This window comes from Phaeobacter sp. S60 (assembly GCF_000826845.1).
Lineage (GTDB): Bacteria > Pseudomonadota > Alphaproteobacteria > Rhodobacterales > Rhodobacteraceae > Phaeobacter > Phaeobacter piscinae.
The window spans coordinates 58,327-75,961 of record NZ_JSWJ01000004.1 but is presented as its reverse complement, the minus strand read 5'-3'; the positions used below and the strand labels follow the sequence as shown (position 1 = coordinate 75,961).

Genomic DNA, 17,635 nt, shown 5'->3' with positions numbered 1-17,635 from the left:
CGGTGCCGTTGGGGGATTGGATCTCCGCAACAGCACATGCGGCTGCGAAGATCACTATTCTTTCTGATGATCGGCTGCCGAGAGCGGGTCAATACCCGAGGGCGCAGCCATCCTTGCGTGCGTCACTGGCGCCTTCCAGAATTCCCGAACTGTGAATCTGAATCGCCTGAGCACCGCCAATCGCTGTCTCCGGGATCGTAACGTTATGGCCCATATCGGCGAGCTCTTGACGCACCGCATCGCTATAACCTCGTTCGACCTTCAGCTGGCCAGCATCCGCAAAGGCACGGGGCATATCGATTGCCGCTTGTGGATCCATCCGGAAATCCGTCAGGTTTGACACAAACCGCGCGTGCCCATTGGGCTGATACGCCCCGCCCATCACGCCAAACGGCATGGTCACAGCGCCCTCTTTGCGCAGCATTCCGGGGATGATGGTGTGCATCGGACGCTTGCCTCCCGCCAACATATTGGGGTGGCCCTCCTCCAAGGTGAAACCGGCGCCCCGGTTCTGTAACAGGATGCCGAATTTATCAGAGGCAATTCCCGACCCGAAGCCATGGAAGATCGAATAAATCAGCGAGACGGCCATGCGGTCCTTGTCCACCACGGTGATATAGATGGTGTCCTTGTGCACCGCTTCGCTCAGTGGGGCGGCGGCAACCATTGCCCGTTTCGGATTGATCAACTCCGCCAGCCGGGCTGCCGTTTCAGGGGCCAGCATATGATCCAATCGGTCGGTGTGTTCGGTATCGGCAATAAACCGATTGCGCGCATCATAGGCCAGCTTCGCCGCCTCAGCCTCAATATGGACCCGCTCAGCACCTAAGGGGTTCATCCCGGCGATGTCGAAATGTTTGAGAATATTCAGCATCAGAATGGCAGTGGCACCCTGGCCGTTGGGCGGATGCTCAACCAGATCGATATCGTGGTAATTTCCAGAAACGGGAAGGGTCAGCTCGGCCTTGGTGTTGGCAAAATCATCCGCGCTTTGAACGCCGTCACGCGCCTGCAACGCAGCTATCATATCCTCAGCAATTTCGCCGGTATAAAAGGCATCGCGGCCGTCCTTGGCAATCCGACGCAGCACTTCAGCCTGCCCTGCTGCGCGAAACATCTGTCCAATTTTCGGTGGTGTACCATCAAAGAGGTAGTGGTCACGCGCACGGCCTTGTAGGGTCTCCGCATCACTTTGCCAGTCAAAGGCAACACGTGGGGCAACCGGTACCCCGGCCTCGGCATAGTGGATGGCGGGTGCAAGGAGCGTATCCAGTCCAAGCCGCCCTTCCGTATCGGAGAGCGTGCAGAAGGCATCAACCGCACCGGGTATGGTAACCGCATGTGCGCTGGTCAAGGGGACGGTCGTCAGCCCGGTCGCCCGCAGTCCTGCCGCATCTGCGGCCGCCGCCGCACGCCCGGAACCGTTCATCGCCTGAACCGCTGCGCCGGGGCGTGAATAAAGAACAAAGCAATCGCCGCCGATCCCGGTCATCTGCGGTTCGCATATGCCAAGCAATACGGCGCCCGCAATTGCGGCATCCATGGCATTGCCACCTCGCTTGAGGATGTCAATCGCCACGCCCGCTGCCAGTGGATGAGATGTGGCGCAGAGGCCATTTTCAGCGAATACAGCTGATCGCCCAGGGAAATGAAAATCGCGCATGATGCCTCCTGTGATTGGAAGGCAGATTAGATCGCGCAGAGGCAAAGGCAACGACAAAGCGCTTATCAATGCTGATGGGGCGGGTGGGGCGTTTGGGAGGGTGCATCACAAACTGGCGATCTGCGTAAGATCCTGTGCTCGTGAATTTTGGGCGTCTAGTCACGCACTGCTTGGTTGCCTGTCAGGCTGCCCCTCGTGTCCGCGCGTGCTGTTCAGGCGCTGTTGGCGTTGCGCATCTTGATTTCGAAGCAGAGCGAGAGATTGTTGCCTGTGTCGTCGCGCTTGTACTGCACGTCGGAGGTAAGCTCCCGGATCAGCAACCAGCCAAAGCCGCCCTCAGGCAACTGATCGGAATCAACAGTTAGATCATGTGGCGTGCCCATGGGCAGTTCGTCGTTCTTGAAGGGGGCGCCACCGTCACCAATGGAAATCCACAGCTGGTCAGGGTGCAAGTTGCAGCGGATACGTACGTCACCGATGTCCATACCTGCGTAGGCATGTTCGACAACGTTGTTCACGGCCTCGGTAAGAGCGATCTGCACCTCGTCCACACGGGGGGCCGGGATCCCCATAGTGCGCAGCCGCGCGACAACATCCTGTACGCCTGATCGGGCATCCAGTTCTGTAGCCGTGAACGTGCAGGAAAAGGTTTCTACCATAGTCTTTGCGCTCCGCGTAACAAACACGCGTTGGTTCAAGAATCGATTTGGGTTGCGGTTGTCGCATCGCCCAGCGACGCATATAAATCAAAAACAGTATCCATTCGCGTCAGTCGAAACACTTTGTCGACCATCGGCGTCAACCCTGCGAGGTCCAGTTTTCGTCCCTGACCGAGTTGCTTCATGGCCGCTACAATAGCACCCAGCCCGCTGGAATCGATGAATTTCACCTCAGACAGGTCGAGAATGACACGATCAGGTCCGTTTTCGGTGGTCGCGCGCATATCTTCTTTGAATTGGATGGCCATGGCCGCATCAATGCGCTCGGCATTGACGGTCACGATCTGAGTGCCATCGGATGTTGTGCTGGTCAGGCTCATAAGTGTCCCCGCGTCAATATGTGTTGACGATCAGCCTAGACGCCAATCCTTACGATTTTGTATGCACTATTTCGACATTAGGAGGAATATTCGATGAAAACTGTTGTGATCGCGGGCGCTGCCCGCACCCCGATGGGCGGATTTCAGGGGATGTACGATGGCGTCCCAGCCGCCGAGCTGGGCGGCGCTGCAATGCGCGCCGCACTTGCGGGGGCAGGGGCCACCACTGTCGATGAAGTCCTGATGGGGTGTGTTTTGCCCGCGGGCCAGGGGCAGGCCCCAGCGCGGCAGGCAGGGTTCGCAGCTGGCTTGGGCGAAGAAGTGCCGGCCACCACGCTGAACAAAATGTGCGGCTCCGGCATGAAAGCGGCGATGGTGGCCTATGATCAGATCTCGTTGGGTCAGGCGGACACCATGATTGCGGGCGGCATGGAGAGCATGACAAATGCACCATATCTGCTGCCAAAGATGCGCAATGGCGCGCGGCTTGGGCATGGGCAGGTGGTCGATCATATGTTCCTGGATGGGCTTGAAGACGCCTATGACAAGGGCCGCCTGATGGGCACCTTTGCCGAGGAGTGTGCGGAGACCTATCAGTTCACGCGGGAGGCGCAGGATGAGTACGCGCTGACATCATTGTCCAATGCGCTGGCAGCACAGGAAAGCGGTGCCTTTGATAACGAGATCGCGCCGGTTACTGTCAAAACCCGCAAGGGCGAGACTGTTACGGATGCGGATGAGCAGCCCAAATCAGCACGCCCGGACAAGATCCCGACGCTGAAACCGGCCTTCCGCAAGGATGGCACTGTGACTGCCGCCAATGCTTCGTCGATTTCGGATGGCGCCGCCGCATTGCTGCTGGCCTCCCAGGATGCTGCGGAAGCGCAAGGCCTGACCATACGCGCCCGTATCATGGGGCATGCCAGTCACGCCCAGGCGCCAGGCCTCTTCACAACCGCTCCTGTTCCAGCAGCACAAAAGCTGATGGCGCAGCTCGGCTGGACCGTTGGCGATGTGGATCTTTGGGAGGTGAACGAAGCCTTCGCCGTCGTGCCCATGGCTTTCATGCATGAAATGGGGCTGCCGCGTGACAAAGTGAACGTCAACGGCGGCGCCTGTGCTTTGGGTCATCCGATCGGCGCCTCCGGTGCGCGTATCATGGTGACATTGCTGAACGCATTGGAAAAACGCGGCCTGAAGCGCGGCATCGCAGCCATTTGCATTGGTGGCGGTGAGGGTACGGCCATCGCGATTGAGCGCATGTGATAATCACCTTTCAAAAAATACTCTCGGGGGTGAATTGACCGGCAGGTCAAGAGGGGGCAGACAGCCCCCTCAGCGACGTTGAAGGAGGGCTACCCATGCAGGTCGACTACGAAACACTGGCCAAAACCATCACTGCTTTGACCGAGGGCGAGACCGACGAGGTCGCGCTGATGGCCACCGTGGCCTGCGAAGTGCATCACAGTGATGAGCGGTTTGACTGGACCGGGTTTTATCGGGTTGTGGCGCCGGAATTGCTGAAGATCGGCCCGTATCAGGGTGGTCATGGCTGCCTGCAGATCCCGTTCTCCCGGGGGGTCTGCGGCGCAGCGGCCCGGACCGGCGAGGTGCAGCTGGTGGCCGACGTCGAGGCGTTTCCTGGCCACATCGCTTGCGCTTCTTCGACGCGCTCTGAGTTGGTGTTGCCAGTCTGGAACGGTGATGGAGCATTGATCGGGGTTTTTGACATCGACAGCGACCAGCCCGAGGCTTTTACTGGGAATGATGCAGAACAGATCGCTGCGATGCTGAAGCGGGTCTTCGCTCCAAGCTGATTCGCAGTGGCAGGGGCTTTGCCCCTCGGCCCTCAGGGCCTCACCCCAGAGTATTTACGGAAAGATGACAGAGCCCGGCGCCTATAGTGTGCTGGGCTTTTGTATATAAAGTGATGTTCGTGAAAAAATCCTTGGAAATTTCATGAATACATTGCATCGTGAAAAATGAGCGGCAATTTTCACAGGTGCTATGTGACGGATCAATCTCCACAACCCGCAAGCCTAGGGGCTGATTTGCGTGCCTTGCGCAAGGCGCGAGGCGCAACACTTGCAGATCTCGCGGCGCGTTTAGGTCGGTCTGTCGGTTGGCTGAGCCAGGTTGAGCGGGATATGTCGGAACCGTCGATTTCGGACCTCCGCGAGATTGCAAAGGCTTTGAACGTGCCGATGTCGATGCTGTTTGCCCATTCGGCGGCGCCGGCCGCAGAGCAGGGGTATATCGTCCGTGCGGGAGCGCGTCGCCCGATGGGGTCTGGTGAGGAAGGCCTGATGGAGGAGTTGCTCTCACCGGATCTGACCGACGATTTCGAGATGGTGCATTCCACCTTTCGCCCGCATTCTCGAATGCAGGTCCCGGCTGATCGTCCGACACAGGAGGTCGGCTATATGATTGCCGGGCAATTGGACCTGGTGATCGGGGGCCGCAGCTTCACCGTTGGGCCGGGTGATAGCTTCCGGATCAAGGAAGAAGCCTATCAATGGGCCAACCCATATGATGTGCCTGCTGTGGCCGTCTGGGTTATCGCGCCGCCGGTGTATTGATGAGTTTTGACGCCTGGACCCTCTTTGCTGTGTTTTGGGTGGTCTTCGTCACCACACCCGGACCAAATGCCGTGAATTGCATTTCCAATGGAATGAGCTTGGGGTTCTGGCGGGCGATGGTCGGCGTTCTGGCCATTCTGACACAGGCAACCTTGTTTCTGCTGCTGTCGGCGATCGGCGTGACGGCTCTGATTGCAGCGTCGCCGAGTGTGTTTCTGATTGCCAAGCTGATAGGGGCGGCATTCCTGATCTATCTGGGCGTGCGCGGATGGCGCAACGCCACACGGCCAACTCCGGCAGTGGAGCGACCTGCGCGCCATGTCTATCTGCATGCTCTGGCTGTGGCGGTGATCAACCCTAAGAGCGTTGCCGGATATCTCGCAGCGTTTTCGCAATTTGTCGAACCAAGCGTGCCAATCTGGGATCAGATGCTGGTGATCATGCCCACCGCGCTGATCCTCACAACGCTGAGCTATACTGGATTCACGCTGCTTGGTGTTGCGATGGGTCAGGCGGCGATGAAAGCGGTCTTCAACCTGTGGGTCCGGCGTCTTCTGGCCATTTGTTTCATTGTCTACGGGGTGCTCTTGGGATCGACCAGCGTGCCTGATCTGGAGGGTGCGCGATGATCACAGGGTCTTGCCTGTGCGGTGACGTTGGTTTTGAAACCGCCGCAGAACCGAGCGGCGCATCGATGTGCCATTGTACCCAATGTCGCAAGCAATCGGGCGGCATCTGGGCCTCCGCACAGGTGCGTGACGTGGACCTCATGATCACGGGCCCGGTCCGCTGGTTTGAGGCAACATCGCTGGCCAAACGCGGCATCTGCCCGCGATGCGGCTCCTTCCTGTTCTGGAAGGCCATGGACGAAGACACCATCAGCTTTGCACTGGGCGCTGTCGACGGGAACACTGGTCTCAGCGTCGAAAAGCACATCTTCACCGCCTCCAAGGGCGACTACTACGACATTGCGGACGGTGTGCCGCAAGAGGACTGACGACGAGGGAGGCATCATGTCTGATTTTCCAACAAAGGCCCGTGTGGTCATCATCGGCGGCGGTGTCGTCGGTTGTTCAGCGCTTTATCATCTGGCCAAGAAAGGCTGGGCGGATTGCGTGCTGCTTGAGAAGAATGAGCTGACTGCAGGTTCCACATGGCACGCGGCGGGCAATGTCCCGACCTTTTCGACGTCCTGGGCGATCATGAACATGCAGCGCTACTCGACCGAACTATATGCGGGTCTGGGGGAGGAAGTCGATTATCCGATGAACTATCACCAGTCCGGGTCCATCCGTCTGGCGCATACCAAGGAACGGATGCAGGAGTTCGAACGCGCCTGTTCCATGGGCCGGTATCAGGGCATTGAGATGGAGATGTGGACACCTGATCAGGCCAAGGAGCATTACCCGTTTCTGGAGACCCACGATCTGGAAGGGGTACTGTATGATCCCACCGATGGAGACATCGATCCGGCACAGGTGACGCAGGCGCTGGCCAAAGGTGCACGCGACATGGGAGCCAGGATTATCCGCTTCTGCCCGGCAACGGGTGTGACGCAGAAGGAAGACAAGACCTGGATCGTGCAGACCGAGAAAGGCGACATCGAATGCGATTATGTGGTGAACGCCGCCGGTTATTATGCCCAACGTGTGGGGGAATGGTTCAAACCCTATGGCGGTCGTACGGTGCCGATGATGGTAATGTCGCACCAGTATCTGCTAACCGAGCAGATTCCGGAAATCGAAGCCTGGAGCAAGGAGCACGGCAAAAAGCTACCGCTGATCCGTGACGTGGATGTCTCTTATTATCTGCGGCAGGAGAAGAACGGCTATAACCTCGGCCCCTATGAGCCGAACTGCAGAGGTCACTGGATGACCGAAGATGACCAGATGCCGGACGATTTCTCGTTCCAGCTCTGGTCAGACGATCTGGACCGGATCGAGGATATCGTGACCGACGCCATGGAACGGGTGCCGCTGATGGCCACCTCCGGTGTGTCCAGCGTGATCAACGGCCCGATCCCCTATGCGCCCGATGGCCTGCCGCTGATCGGCCCGATGCCGGGCGTCGATAACGCGTTTGAGGCCTGCGTCTTCACCTTCGGCATCGCCCAGGGCGGTGGTGCTGGCAAGGTGCTGGCGGAATGGATCGTCGATGGTCAGACTGAATGGGACATGTGGGCGGTCGATCCGCGCCGCTACACCGACTACACCGATCAGGATTATTGCGACCAGAAAGGCATGGAGGTTTACGGCAATGAATACGCCATGCACTTCCCGCATCACGAATGGCCCGCTGCGCGCGACAAGAAGGTCAGCCAGGTTCATACCAAGATCAAGGAGTTGGGAGGTGTCATGGGCGCCTACAACGGTTGGGAGCGCGCCAACTGGTTTGCCAAGCCCGGAGACGACACGTCTGAGGAAGCCACTCATACCTGGGGTCGTTCCGGCCCGTGGCAGCAGCGGATCAAGGAAGAATGCGAAGCCGTGCGCGATGGTGTTGGCGTGCTGGATCTGCCGGGCTTCTCTCGCTTTAATCTGAGCGGCGCAGGTGCCGCCGAATTCCTGCGCGGCTTGGTCACCGGCAGGCTGCCCAAGGTGGGCCGGATGAACCTTGTCTATTTTTCCGATGATCGCGGTCGCATCCTGACGGAGATGTCCTGCATGCGTCACGGTGAGGATCACTTCACCATGATCACCGCAGGCTCGGCCCAGTGGCATGATTTTGAGATCTTGAAGAAAGCGCTGCCCGCTGGTCTAAGCTTGACGGATCACACCACGGAATTTGCGACGATGATTGTGACGGGCCCGCAATCGCGGGAGCTGCTGGCGGATATTTCCGACGCCGATCTGTCGCTGGGTTGGCTGACCCATCAGGAAGCCACCGTCGCAGGCAAACCCGCCTTCCTGGCGCGGGTGTCCTATGCTGGTGAGCTGGGCTGGGAAGTGCATTGCGCCAACGCACATCAGACCGACATTTACGCAGCGCTGATCGAAGGCGGCGCCAAGCCGTTCGGCATGTATGCGCTGAACTCGCTGAGGATCGAGAAAGGCTATCGCACGTGGAAAGGTGACCTCAGCACCGATTATTCGCTGCTGGAAGGGGGGCTTGAGCGGTTTGTTAAACTGGACAAGCCGCAAGACTTCCCGGGCAAGGCCGCGATCCAGAGTGAAAAACAGCAGGGCGTCAAGAAATCCTTTGTCACTCTGATCGTTGAGGCCGGCGATGCGGATGCGCCTTATATGTCCTGCATTTGGAAGGATGGCGAGATTGTCGGAGAGACCACTTCCGGCGATTGGGGGTATCGCGTGAACGCCTCAATCGCGCTGGGCATGGTGCGCCGCGATATCGCGGTGCCGGGCACCGAGCTGGAGGTTGAGATCTATGGAGAGAAATACCGCGCTGTAGTTCAGGAAGACAAACCGCTGTGGGATCCGGACAATGACCGGCTCCGCGCCTGAGACTTCAGTGACCACCGGAGGGGCACCCCCGGGGGGACGTCAGTGGCAGGTTGATATCATCCTGACGGAAGGCTTTGTGCTCACTGAGTTTTCCGCTGTGGTGGAGCCCTTGCGGTTGGCCAATCGTGTGCTCGCCCAACCACCGTTCTCCTGGACTATGCGCTCTGCCGGGGGCGGTCAGGTCGGATGCCGCGCCGGCGCCTTTGTCGAGACGGAGCCTTTCGCGGCAAAAGCAGATGCCGACTGCGTGTTTGTTTTGGGCAATACGGATCCCGACTGTCCAGAGCTGTCGATGGGATCGCTGATCCGCACCTACCGCACGCGCGGGGCCAAGGTCTATCTGCTGGCAGAGGCCGCCAGCCGGTATATCCGTGACAGTGGCAAGGACGGGGCCCAGCACACAACGCATTGGGAAAACACCAACTTGATGCGTGAACGCGTTGGATTGTTCGACGCCAATTTTGCGCTGGCGAGTGAAGATGGGCAGGTGGTGACCTGTGCCGGGATGGGGGCGACGGTGGACATCGTTCTGGCCCTGATCGGACAGCTGACCACGGCAGCCGCGCAGGTGACGGTTGCGAATATCCTCTTGCACGACAAGGTGCGGGACTTCGCGTCGTTGCAGCCGTTTTCCGGTGTGAAGCCAACGATCACCGGCGATGCGGACCTTGATCAGGCCATTCACGTTATGCAGGAACACATAGAGGAACCGCTGCCGATCAATGAGATCGTTGACCATCTCGGGATTTCGACCCGGTCGCTGGAACGCAAGTTCAAGACCTTTCTCGGCACGACACCCAATGGCTTCTACCGGGAGATGCGTTTGAATAAGGCCAATAACCTCTTGCTGAATACCACGATGAGCGTGCGCGAAATCGGTTTGGCCTGCGGGTTCTCCAATGGGTTTTCGACCCTGTATAAGGCTTTTTTTGGCATGACACCCTTTGCTCTGCGCAAATCACGGCGCGTGTCTCAGTCACACCAGCAGCGTCGAAAATCCACAGGATAGCGGTGGAGAATAGAGGGTGCAGACTGGCGTTTTTGATGCATTTGTTGTCGCCTTGATGTGGCAGGATCCGGCCATGCAGTTCGTCCAGTCAAGTTCAGGAGGCACATGATGAGCGATCTTCCCAACAAGGCCCGCGTGGTCATCATCGGCGGCGGCGTGATTGGCTGCTCGGTCGCCTATCACCTGACCAAACTTGGCTGGAAGGACGTTGTGCTGCTGGAGCGTAAACAGCTGACCTCGGGCACCACCTGGCACGCCGCGGGTCTGATCGCCCAACTGCGCGCGACCGCCAACATGACCAAGCTGGCAAAATACAGCCAGGAGCTTTATGGCGCGCTGGAAGAGGAAACCGGCGTCGCGACCGGGTTCAAACGCTGCGGCTCGATCACCGTAGCTCTGACCGAAGAGCGCAAGGAAGAGATTTTCCGCCAGGCTGCCATGGCGCGCGCATTCGGTGTCGAGGTTGAGGAAATCTCCCCCAAGGAAGTGAAAACCCGCTATGAGCACCTGAATGTCGGCGATGTGACTGCAGGCGTGTGGTTGCCAAAAGACGGGCAGGGGGATCCGGCCAACATCGCGCTGGCCCTGGCCAAGGGCGCGCGTCAACGCGGCGCGCTGGTCAAGGAACGGATCAAGGTCACCGGCATCTCCAAGGAGGGCCGCCGCGTCACCGGCGTCGACTGGGCTAGCGATGATGGTCAGTCGCAGGGCCATATTGAGGCCGACATGGTTGTCAACTGTGCGGGCATGTGGGGGCATGAGGTTGGCCGCATGGCGGGCGTTAACGTGCCGCTGCATGCTTGCGAGCATTTCTACATCGTGACCGAAGGCATCAAGGGCCTGACCCAGATGCCGGTGTTGCGGGTGCCGGACGAATGCGCCTACTACAAGGAAGACGCAGGCAAAATTCTGCTCGGCGCCTTTGAGCCGAACGCCAAACCCTGGGCGATGAACGGTATCCCCGACACATTCGAATTCGATCAGCTGCCCGAGGATTTCGACCACTTTGAACCCATTCTGGAAGCGGCCTGCAACCGGATGCCGATGCTGGCCGAGGCCGGCATCCACACCTTCTTTAACGGTCCGGAATCCTTTACCCCGGATGATGCCTATCACCTGGGCCTGGCGCCGGAGATGGATAATGTCTGGGTCGCGGCAGGCTTCAACTCAATCGGCATCCAGTCGGCAGGTGGCGCTGGTATGGCGCTGGCGCAGTGGATGGAAGACGGCCAGAAACCCTTTGATCTGGGCGACGTGGATATCTCCCGCATGCAGCCGTTCCAGGGCAACAAGCACTACCTGTTCGAACGTTCCAAAGAGACCTTGGGTCTCTTGTATGCCGACCACTTCCCCTACCGTCAAAAGGCCACCGCCCGCGGCGTGCGCCGCACCCCGTTCCACCATCACCTGTTGGAGCAAGGCGCGGTGATGGGCGAAATCGGCGGCTGGGAACGCGCCAACTGGTTTGCAAACGAAGGCCAGGAGCGCGAATACCAATACAGCTGGAAGCGCCAGAACTGGTTTGAGAATTCGGCAGCTGAGCACAAGGCTGTCCGCGAAAACGTCGGCATGTACGACATGTCCTCCTTCGGCAAGATCCGCGTCGAAGGCCCGGATGCCGAAACCTTCCTGAATTACATCTGCGGCGCCAATCTCAGCGTTCCGGCGGGCAAGATCGTCTATACCCAGTTCCTGAACGCCCGCGGCGGCATTGAGGCCGATGTGACTGTCACCCGCCTGTCGGAGACCGCCTATCTGGTGGTGACCCCTGCGGTGACCCGTCTGGCAGATCAGACCTGGATGATGCGTCATGTGGGCGACTACCGGGTTGTGATCACCGATGTGACCGCAGGCGAGGGTGTGCTGGCCGTTATGGGTCCAAACGCCCGCAAGTTGCTGCAAAAAGTGTCGCCCAATGACTTCTCCAACGCGGTGAACCCCTTTGGCACCGCGCAGGAAATCGAGCTGGGTATGGGGCTGGCCCGTGTTCACCGCGTGACCTATGTGGGCGAACTCGGCTGGGAGATTTATGTCAGCGCGGATATGGCAGGCCACGCGTTTGAGACATTGCATGAGGCGGGTCAGGATATGGGGCTGAAGCTCTGCGGCATGCATATGATGGACAGCTGCCGGATCGAAAAGGGCTTCCGCCACTTTGGCCACGACATCACCTGCGAGGACAATGTGATCGACGCTGGCCTGGGCTTTGCGGTGAAAACCGACAAGGCGGATTTCATCGGCAAGGCGGCGGTGCTGGAGCGAAAGGAAACCGGCCCCAAGAACCGCATGGTCCAGTTCAAACTGACTGAGTCTGAACCGCTGCTTTTCCACAATGAGCCGATCATTCGTGACGGCGAATATGTGGGTTACCTCAGCTCCGGCAACTACGGGCATACGCTGGGTGCCGCCATCGGTATGGGCTACGTGCCGTGTGAGGGCGAAAGCGCGGCTGATGTGCTCGGCTCAAGCTATGAGATTGACGTCTGCGGTGTGAAGGTGAAGGCCGAGGTGTCGCTGAAGCCGATGTATGACCCGAAATCAGAGCGGGTGAAGCAATAGAAACGCCCGATCTTGTGACATGATATAACGCGTCATAGGGGAAGATGCGTGCGATAATCGCGCATCCTCCCGGCAGCCTAGAGTAAAGCTGCCGCCCAACGATGACATCAACACCTTTGGCAGTATCCCCCCTGTTCATTGTCGGCCGACCTGTCATAAACCCGGCTCAGGGAGATTTTACGATGACGCCGCAGCCTGAGAACAAAGACACGCCACAGGGCCTCGCCTTTGCCGTTTCCGCCTATCTGATGTGGGGCTTTCTGCCACTCTATATGAAGGCGCTGGCGCATATGCCGGCAGCGGAAGTGGTGGCCCATCGGGTGATCTGGTCAGTGCCTGTTGCGGGTGTTCTGCTCATCATTCTGCGGCGGACCCGCGACCTGCGCGCGGCACTTACTTCCCCGAAAGTGTTGATGATGGGCGCGGTAACAGCAGCACTGATTTCGGTGAATTGGGGCATCTATGTCTGGTCCATCGCGACCGGCCATGCGTTGGATGCGGCTCTTGGCTATTATATCAACCCGCTGTTCAGCGTTATGCTTGGTGCTGTGCTGCTGGGCGAGCGGCTGTCACCTGCCCAATTGGTCGCGATCGGTTTGGCAGCACTGGCGGTATTGGTGCTCGCCCTGGATGCGGGTCGGCTGCCTTGGGCGGCGATTGGGCTGACGCTCAGTTGGGGCTTTTACGCGTTTTTCAAAAAATCCCTACCGGTTGGTCCCAATCAGGGCTTCATGTTGGAGGTTTTGATCCTAACGCCCCCTGCATTGGTTTATTTGGCCTATCTGACGGCCACGGGCGGTGCCCATTTTGGCGGCGACTTCAGCGATACCGCGCTGTTGCTGGGGTGTGGTGTGGTGACTGCGGTGCCGTTGATCACCTATGCCAATGGCGCCAAACTGCTGCGCCTATCCACGATCGGTATCCTGCAATATATCGCGCCCACCATGATCTTTCTGGCGGCGGTCTTTGTCTTTGGCGAGGAGTTCGGCCGCGCGCGGATGATCGCCTTCCCGATGATCTGGCTCGCGCTGGTGATCTATTCCGCTTCTCTGCTGCGCCAGATGCGTCGCGCCTGACGGATCGGAAGGCCCCGACAGTTCGGCGTTGATTGTCTGTGCCAGTGTGTCAGCCCAAAGCGCATAAGCCGTGGCCGAAGGGTGGTACCCGTCTCGTGCGGCCAGCGTTGGATCGGGTGGCAGTGTAAAGGGCAGGTGAATAATGTTTGGATCTTGCGCGGCCAGCTTGGCCAGAACTTGGTCCAGCCGCGTCGCATGCCGACCCAGCACCCAGGCCAGCGGGTTGGGAAGAGCGGGAAAATCCGCCATCGGCGGGACACCGGACAGGATCACCAGCGTGACCCCAAATCGGTCACGCAGAAGTTGGATCAGGGCTGACTGTTCCATGTGAAACCGTCGCCGTCGTGTAAGCCGCGTCACATCATTCACCCCAAGCGCCAAGACAGCGACGTCGAATGTCTGTGGTGGCAATGCGCGGACCCGCGCCAGTGCATCAGCGCTGCGATGTCCGGTTGTCGCCTCCAATCGCCAGGTCAGATGCCGCCCTTCGGCCAGTTTCGTGGTCAGTTGGCCGCAAAGCGCGTCATCCTGCCGACCGACACCAACCCCTGCGGCGGAGCTGTCGCCGACAATCAACAGACGCAGGGGGGCGCCACGCCCCATCTGTCCAAACCGCGGTCCCCAAGGTTCAGGCAGGCGCAGGGCCCTGCGCCGTACGTTGACCACCTGCACGACCAGCAACGGTAGCAGTACGATCCGGGCGATATGGTCCAGGCCGATCAGCTGAGCGCCGATTGATAGTGCAGAAACCTGGGATCCGAGGTGACCCGCGCCATGATTGCGTCCCGCAAGATCCCGATGCTTTTGTAAGGGCGCATCACCACTTCGAACTGAGCAATCAGCCCGTCTGAATTCAGGGTGATCAGATCAACGCCGACCGCGTCGAATTCGCCGATCTTGCATTGGAATTCCAACGCCCAGTCATCGCCATCTCCCATGATGCGACGATAGCGGAAATTGCTGAAAACTTGACCGACATGCCCCAGAATGGCCGCGACCGGTGCGCGACCTGTCCAGGTTTTCCAGTAGGTTGGTGGCAGAAACTGCACGTCTTCGGCCAGGAGATCTGCAATCTGACTGTCATCACCCTTGGCGACGACCTCTTGCAGCCTGCTGATGGTTGGATGAGTCATGCGTCACCTTTCAGACCAGGGAGCCCGCGGACGGGGCGGATGTGAAGATGTCACCACCCTGCCGCTCTACCCAAGCGCCGACAAGCGCGACGTCGCGATACCTTGCCCTGCAGGCAACGGGCCGCTAGGGACGCGGGCATGACAGTTTCTAGCGACTACACTCCGCCGAAGGATCCCCTGGACATCCTGCATCACGATGCCCAGCTCCTAGTGGTGAACAAGCCCCATGGTCTGCTCAGCGTGCCGGGGCGGGGGGAACATCTTGCGGATTGTCTGCTGAGCAGGCTGCAGGCTGCCTTTCCGGAAGCGCTTTTGGTGCACCGACTTGACCGCGATACCTCCGGTGTGATGGTTTTCGGCGTCTCTCCACATGCGCAGCGGCATCTGTCCATGCAGTTTGAAAAGCGCAGCGCGAAGAAAGCCTATGTCGCGCGGGTTGACGGTCGGCTTGAACCGCGCAGCGGCACCGTAGATCTGCCGCTCATCGTGGACTGGCCCAATCGTCCGCGCCAGATGGTCTGCCATGACACCGGCAAAGAAGCCGTGACCGACTGGCGGGTGATGAAATATGAGGACACCGCAACCCGCGTGCGCCTGACGCCCAAAACCGGGCGGTCGCATCAGCTGCGGGTACATATGCTGTCTCTAGGCCACGCGATTCTGGGCGATCCGCTTTATGCAGAGGGGCACGCGCTGGATCACCCGCGTATGATGCTGCATGCGGAGGAGCTGCGGATCAAACATCCTGACAGTGGTGAATCGATGAAGTTTCGCGTCAAGGCTCCGTTCTGAGGTCGGCCCTACCTAAACGCTAATACGCAGCCAGTCTGGCGGCAGAATATCGGGATTGTTCAGTTTCGGATCGCCGAACCATTTGGCGGGACCAGCCACGCGGCGGTCCGGTGTCTGGTTCAGCCAGGCCGCCCACCAGGAGAACGAACTGTTGCCGATGATGTTGTGTTTGCACAGGCTCATCAGGCGCATGTCCTCATAGTCGGTATCAGCGCCGTTGAAATCCACCACCACCTTGTCACAGGGCAGAGGGAGATTTTCCTTGGCCCACTGTGGATCATCCGAGAAGACATAGACCGTTGGGTGTCCCTCCAACCCGTCCAGAACCTTCGCCAGTGCGGCCTCGTAATAGGCTTGATCGCAAAGCACATGCGCGGCGAGGGTCAGATAGTCCCCCCGCCGTACGTGCAGCGAAATTGCATTGGTTTCGTGGATGCGGGCCGCCATCTCCGCGTTCTGCTGATTTGCATACTCAGGGAAGGTGAAGTCGCGCCGAATGCGTTCGGCACTTTGTGCGAAATAGCGCTCGCTCTGCCAGTAGCCGTGCAGGTAACTGTTGTCGCCCCAGTCCGCGAAACCCGGATTGTAGCCCAGGCCTGCCTCCCGGCGCAGCTTCGGTCCGGCGCCGAGATGCTGGCCCAAACTGCGCCATAGCGCATAACCAAGCGGAGCACGTTGGCGCAACGGCGGCAGGATATCCGGTGTCGCCAGATCAAGATCGAAGACGCGCGTCAGCACGCCCTCACCGCGCAGCTCGGCGCCGCGACTGTCAAGCGCAACTGATACACCTAGCCGATCCGCCAGCGCACGCCCGGCAGCGTATTGGAACATCTGGTTGCCCAGTCGGCCATGCAGGCGGGTGATGATCATGGTTGGTCCCTCGGAGCGCTATACCGCGTTGATAGGCGCCATCGACCGCCATGACCAGTCCCGGTCAGGTTCATCCGCCGGATCGCGCCTGCCAGTCGCTGTAGCTTGCAACGCCAAAATCCATATCTGGGTCGTCGGTCATTGGTGCCAGAAACTCAATCGAGTGCCCGTCCGGATCCTTGAAGTAGACCGACAGCGCGGGCATCCAGCCCAGCACCACCGGTTCTGTCGTCGGGGACCCGTGAAAATCAAGCGGCGTGATCCCGGCATCAGACAGCCGGTCGCAAATGCCATCAAGTGCTGAGACCGTAGTGCGAAACGCCATGTGCAACCGCATACCCATCGGAGCGGAGCCACCCGCCCAAAGTCCAAGCATCCCCTGAGATTGCCCGCCGACCCAGTAGAAAGCGACCTGCCGCTCGGGTAGGTGACGCGCAAGCTCCAACCCGATGGTCTCCCCATAAAAGGCCATTGAAACCTCAAGGTTTTTCACCGGCAGGTGGGTTTCGTAAACACCGGTCAAGGTGGTGTTAATACCGGGTTTAACGGCGAGGGCAGGCTTCTGATGGATCATTCGGTGTCTCCTTTGAACAATCGTTTTTCCCACCCTGCGAGCTCAAGTCAGGTTTAGATCAAGGGGTAAATGACCTCCCCGTTTTTTTCTTTTGATGCGGCTTGGACGTGGCCACTTTCAACTCAGCAGGGCTGATAGACAGCCACTCAACCACAGACACGAGGTGGCAAAGGTCTTGACCATGGCGTGTGGAAGGGCCTAAGGCTGAGGCAGGGTCGGGGCCCTGCCGCTCGCGGTCAACACGACCATGGTGAACCCCCGTCAATAGAATTCCTGTCTTTCGCCCATCGATGTGATGCGCCAATGGCAATGCGGGCTCCATGTTTTCGGCGCATCTTGTTGATTGGACAAGAGGCAAGAATGACGACCAACCCAGAAGACCTCCCCACCGTCGGGAGCCTGAAGCAACAGGCCCGCAATCTGCGACAGCAGTTGCAGGCCCGCAATCTCACCCTGTCACATAGCGCCGCGCTTGAGATGGTGGCCCGGCAATATGGCTATAAAGATTGGAATACGATCAGTGCCAAGGCGGACAGACCGCGTCCGAATATTCCGCAGCAGACCCTGCGTGTCGGGCAGACCCTGCGGGGCAGCTACCTTGGTCAGGCCTTCACCGCTGAGCTGCGCGGGCTGCAGGTCTTTGGTGAAGGCGCGCGCCGACGTGTGACCCTGCATCTGGAAGAGCCGGTGGATGTGGTGAAATTCGACAGTTTCTCCGCAATGCGTCAGCGGATCAGCGGCACCATTGGGTGGGACGGACGCTCGGTTGAGCGGACCTCGGATGGTGTGCCTCAACTGGTTCTTGATCTGCCTGATTGGAGCCGTTTCACCTGAAATCAGCGCGAAAATAGCAAAGAGCCGCCCTGATGGGCGGCTCTTG

17 protein-coding genes and 1 pseudogene are annotated in these 17,635 nt (G+C 59.3%); 11 read left to right on the top strand and 7 right to left on the bottom strand.

Annotation, left to right across the window (positions count from 1 at the left end; all coding sequences use genetic code 11):
- Positions 1-88: 88 nt before the first annotated feature.
- The 3 genes from OO25_RS05290 to OO25_RS05280 form a co-directional block, all read right to left on the bottom strand.
- A complete protein-coding gene (locus OO25_RS05290; RefSeq protein WP_040178798.1) occupies positions 89-1,663 on the bottom strand; it encodes a gamma-glutamyltransferase family protein in 1,575 nt (524 codons plus the stop codon).
- A 212-nt stretch (positions 1,664-1,875) separates the two neighbouring features.
- A complete protein-coding gene (locus OO25_RS05285) occupies positions 1,876-2,322 on the bottom strand; it encodes an ATP-binding protein (RefSeq protein ID WP_040178797.1) in 447 nt (148 codons plus the stop codon).
- A gap of 35 nt (positions 2,323-2,357) precedes the next feature.
- Positions 2,358-2,702 carry an STAS domain-containing protein gene (locus OO25_RS05280; protein ID WP_040170118.1) on the bottom strand — a complete coding sequence of 115 codons (345 nt, stop codon included), beginning with the start codon at positions 2,700-2,702 and terminating at the stop codon, positions 2,358-2,360.
- A 93-nt stretch (positions 2,703-2,795) separates the two neighbouring features.
- Between OO25_RS05280 and OO25_RS05275 the strand changes: the two genes are divergently transcribed.
- The 9 genes from OO25_RS05275 to rarD all read left to right on the top strand — a co-directional run bounded on the left by OO25_RS05275 (position 2,796) and on the right by rarD (position 13,386).
- Positions 2,796-3,968 (top strand): acetyl-CoA C-acyltransferase, encoded by a 1,173-nt coding sequence (locus tag OO25_RS05275; RefSeq protein WP_040178796.1) that lies wholly within the window; start codon positions 2,796-2,798, stop codon positions 3,966-3,968.
- A gap of 95 nt (positions 3,969-4,063) precedes the next feature.
- Positions 4,064-4,519 (top strand): GAF domain-containing protein, encoded by a 456-nt coding sequence (locus OO25_RS05270; RefSeq protein ID WP_040178795.1) that lies wholly within the window; start codon positions 4,064-4,066, stop codon positions 4,517-4,519.
- Between the two features lie 165 nt (positions 4,520-4,684).
- Entirely contained in the window at positions 4,685-5,281 is a 597-nt protein-coding gene (locus OO25_RS05265) for a helix-turn-helix domain-containing protein (RefSeq protein WP_369808849.1), read from the top strand.
- Positions 5,281-5,910: a LysE family translocator gene (locus OO25_RS05260; RefSeq protein WP_040178794.1), complete on the top strand. Its 630-nt coding sequence runs from the start codon at positions 5,281-5,283 to the stop codon at positions 5,908-5,910. The genes OO25_RS05265 and OO25_RS05260 overlap by 1 nt, the downstream gene beginning before the upstream one ends.
- Positions 5,907-6,278, top strand: coding sequence for a GFA family protein (locus tag OO25_RS05255; protein WP_040178793.1), 372 nt, complete (start codon positions 5,907-5,909; stop codon positions 6,276-6,278). The genes OO25_RS05260 and OO25_RS05255 overlap by 4 nt, the downstream gene beginning before the upstream one ends.
- 16 nt (positions 6,279-6,294) lie before the next feature.
- Positions 6,295-8,742 (top strand): FAD-dependent oxidoreductase, encoded by a 2,448-nt coding sequence (locus tag OO25_RS05250; RefSeq protein WP_040178792.1) that lies wholly within the window; start codon positions 6,295-6,297, stop codon positions 8,740-8,742.
- Positions 8,723-9,751, top strand: a complete 1,029-nt coding sequence (locus tag OO25_RS05245; RefSeq protein ID WP_040178791.1) for a GlxA family transcriptional regulator — start codon at positions 8,723-8,725, stop codon at positions 9,749-9,751. The genes OO25_RS05250 and OO25_RS05245 overlap by 20 nt, the downstream gene beginning before the upstream one ends.
- Positions 9,752-9,859: 108 nt before the next feature.
- The gene (locus OO25_RS05240) at positions 9,860-12,310 is read left to right on the top strand and encodes an FAD-dependent oxidoreductase (RefSeq protein WP_040179145.1); all 2,451 of its coding nucleotides are present in this window, start codon (positions 9,860-9,862) and stop codon (positions 12,308-12,310) included.
- Positions 12,311-12,492: 182 nt separating this feature from the next.
- Positions 12,493-13,386, top strand: coding sequence for an EamA family transporter RarD (gene rarD, locus OO25_RS05235; protein WP_040170129.1), 894 nt, complete (start codon positions 12,493-12,495; stop codon positions 13,384-13,386).
- 60 nt (positions 13,387-13,446) lie between these two features.
- On the opposite strand, the pseudogene OO25_RS22450 reads toward rarD, so the two are convergent.
- A pseudogene (locus OO25_RS22450) lies at positions 13,447-13,989 on the bottom strand (SGNH/GDSL hydrolase family protein); the annotation flags it as partial.
- A 116-nt stretch (positions 13,990-14,105) separates the two neighbouring features.
- Positions 14,106-14,519 (bottom strand): nuclear transport factor 2 family protein, encoded by a 414-nt coding sequence (locus OO25_RS05225; RefSeq protein ID WP_040178788.1) that lies wholly within the window; start codon positions 14,517-14,519, stop codon positions 14,106-14,108.
- 138 nt (positions 14,520-14,657) lie between these two features.
- Here OO25_RS05225 and OO25_RS05220 point away from each other — a divergent pair, with 138 nt between their 5' ends.
- On the top strand, positions 14,658-15,311 hold the full coding sequence (locus tag OO25_RS05220) for an RluA family pseudouridine synthase (RefSeq protein ID WP_040178786.1): 654 nt from the start codon (positions 14,658-14,660) through the stop codon (positions 15,309-15,311).
- 12 nt (positions 15,312-15,323) lie between these two features.
- Here OO25_RS05220 and OO25_RS05215 read toward each other — a convergent pair whose 3' ends face one another.
- Together OO25_RS05215 and OO25_RS05210 are read right to left on the bottom strand one after the other, a co-directional pair.
- The gene (locus tag OO25_RS05215; RefSeq protein ID WP_040170139.1) at positions 15,324-16,181 is read right to left on the bottom strand and encodes an alpha-1,2-fucosyltransferase; all 858 of its coding nucleotides are present in this window, start codon (positions 16,179-16,181) and stop codon (positions 15,324-15,326) included.
- A gap of 70 nt (positions 16,182-16,251) precedes the next feature.
- Positions 16,252-16,755: a VOC family protein gene (locus tag OO25_RS05210; protein ID WP_052463840.1), complete on the bottom strand. Its 504-nt coding sequence runs from the start codon at positions 16,753-16,755 to the stop codon at positions 16,252-16,254.
- A 360-nt stretch (positions 16,756-17,115) separates the two neighbouring features.
- Between OO25_RS05210 and OO25_RS05205 the strand changes: the two genes are divergently transcribed.
- Entirely contained in the window at positions 17,116-17,589 is a 474-nt protein-coding gene (locus OO25_RS05205; RefSeq protein ID WP_040170142.1) for a glyoxalase superfamily protein, read from the top strand.
- Positions 17,590-17,635: the final 46 nt, after the last annotated feature.

Excerpts from the sequence above, each read along its gene's own strand:
- OO25_RS05290 (WP_040178798.1), bottom strand. The coding sequence starts at position 1,663 with ATGCGCGATTTTCATTTCCCTGGGCGATCAGCTGTATTCGCTGAAAAT.
- OO25_RS05285 (WP_040178797.1), bottom strand. The coding sequence starts at position 2,322 with ATGGTAGAAACCTTTTCCTGCACGTTCACGGCTACAGAACTGGATGCC.
- OO25_RS05280 (WP_040170118.1), bottom strand. The coding sequence starts at position 2,702 with ATGAGCCTGACCAGCACAACATCCGATGGCACTCAGATCGTGACCGTC.
- OO25_RS05275 (WP_040178796.1), top strand. The coding sequence starts at position 2,796 with ATGAAAACTGTTGTGATCGCGGGCGCTGCCCGCACCCCGATGGGCGGA.
- OO25_RS05270 (WP_040178795.1), top strand. The coding sequence starts at position 4,064 with ATGCAGGTCGACTACGAAACACTGGCCAAAACCATCACTGCTTTGACC.
- OO25_RS05265 (WP_369808849.1), top strand. The coding sequence starts at position 4,685 with ATGAGCGGCAATTTTCACAGGTGCTATGTGACGGATCAATCTCCACAA.
- OO25_RS05260 (WP_040178794.1), top strand. The coding sequence starts at position 5,281 with ATGAGTTTTGACGCCTGGACCCTCTTTGCTGTGTTTTGGGTGGTCTTC.
- OO25_RS05255 (WP_040178793.1), top strand. The coding sequence starts at position 5,907 with ATGATCACAGGGTCTTGCCTGTGCGGTGACGTTGGTTTTGAAACCGCC.
- OO25_RS05250 (WP_040178792.1), top strand. The coding sequence starts at position 6,295 with ATGTCTGATTTTCCAACAAAGGCCCGTGTGGTCATCATCGGCGGCGGT.
- OO25_RS05245 (WP_040178791.1), top strand. The coding sequence starts at position 8,723 with ATGACCGGCTCCGCGCCTGAGACTTCAGTGACCACCGGAGGGGCACCC.
- OO25_RS05240 (WP_040179145.1), top strand. The coding sequence starts at position 9,860 with ATGAGCGATCTTCCCAACAAGGCCCGCGTGGTCATCATCGGCGGCGGC.
- rarD (WP_040170129.1), top strand. The coding sequence starts at position 12,493 with ATGACGCCGCAGCCTGAGAACAAAGACACGCCACAGGGCCTCGCCTTT.
- OO25_RS05225 (WP_040178788.1), bottom strand. The coding sequence starts at position 14,519 with ATGACTCATCCAACCATCAGCAGGCTGCAAGAGGTCGTCGCCAAGGGT.
- OO25_RS05220 (WP_040178786.1), top strand. The coding sequence starts at position 14,658 with ATGACAGTTTCTAGCGACTACACTCCGCCGAAGGATCCCCTGGACATC.
- OO25_RS05215 (WP_040170139.1), bottom strand. The coding sequence starts at position 16,181 with ATGATCATCACCCGCCTGCATGGCCGACTGGGCAACCAGATGTTCCAA.
- OO25_RS05210 (WP_052463840.1), bottom strand. The coding sequence starts at position 16,755 with ATGATCCATCAGAAGCCTGCCCTCGCCGTTAAACCCGGTATTAACACC.
- OO25_RS05205 (WP_040170142.1), top strand. The coding sequence starts at position 17,116 with ATGACGACCAACCCAGAAGACCTCCCCACCGTCGGGAGCCTGAAGCAA.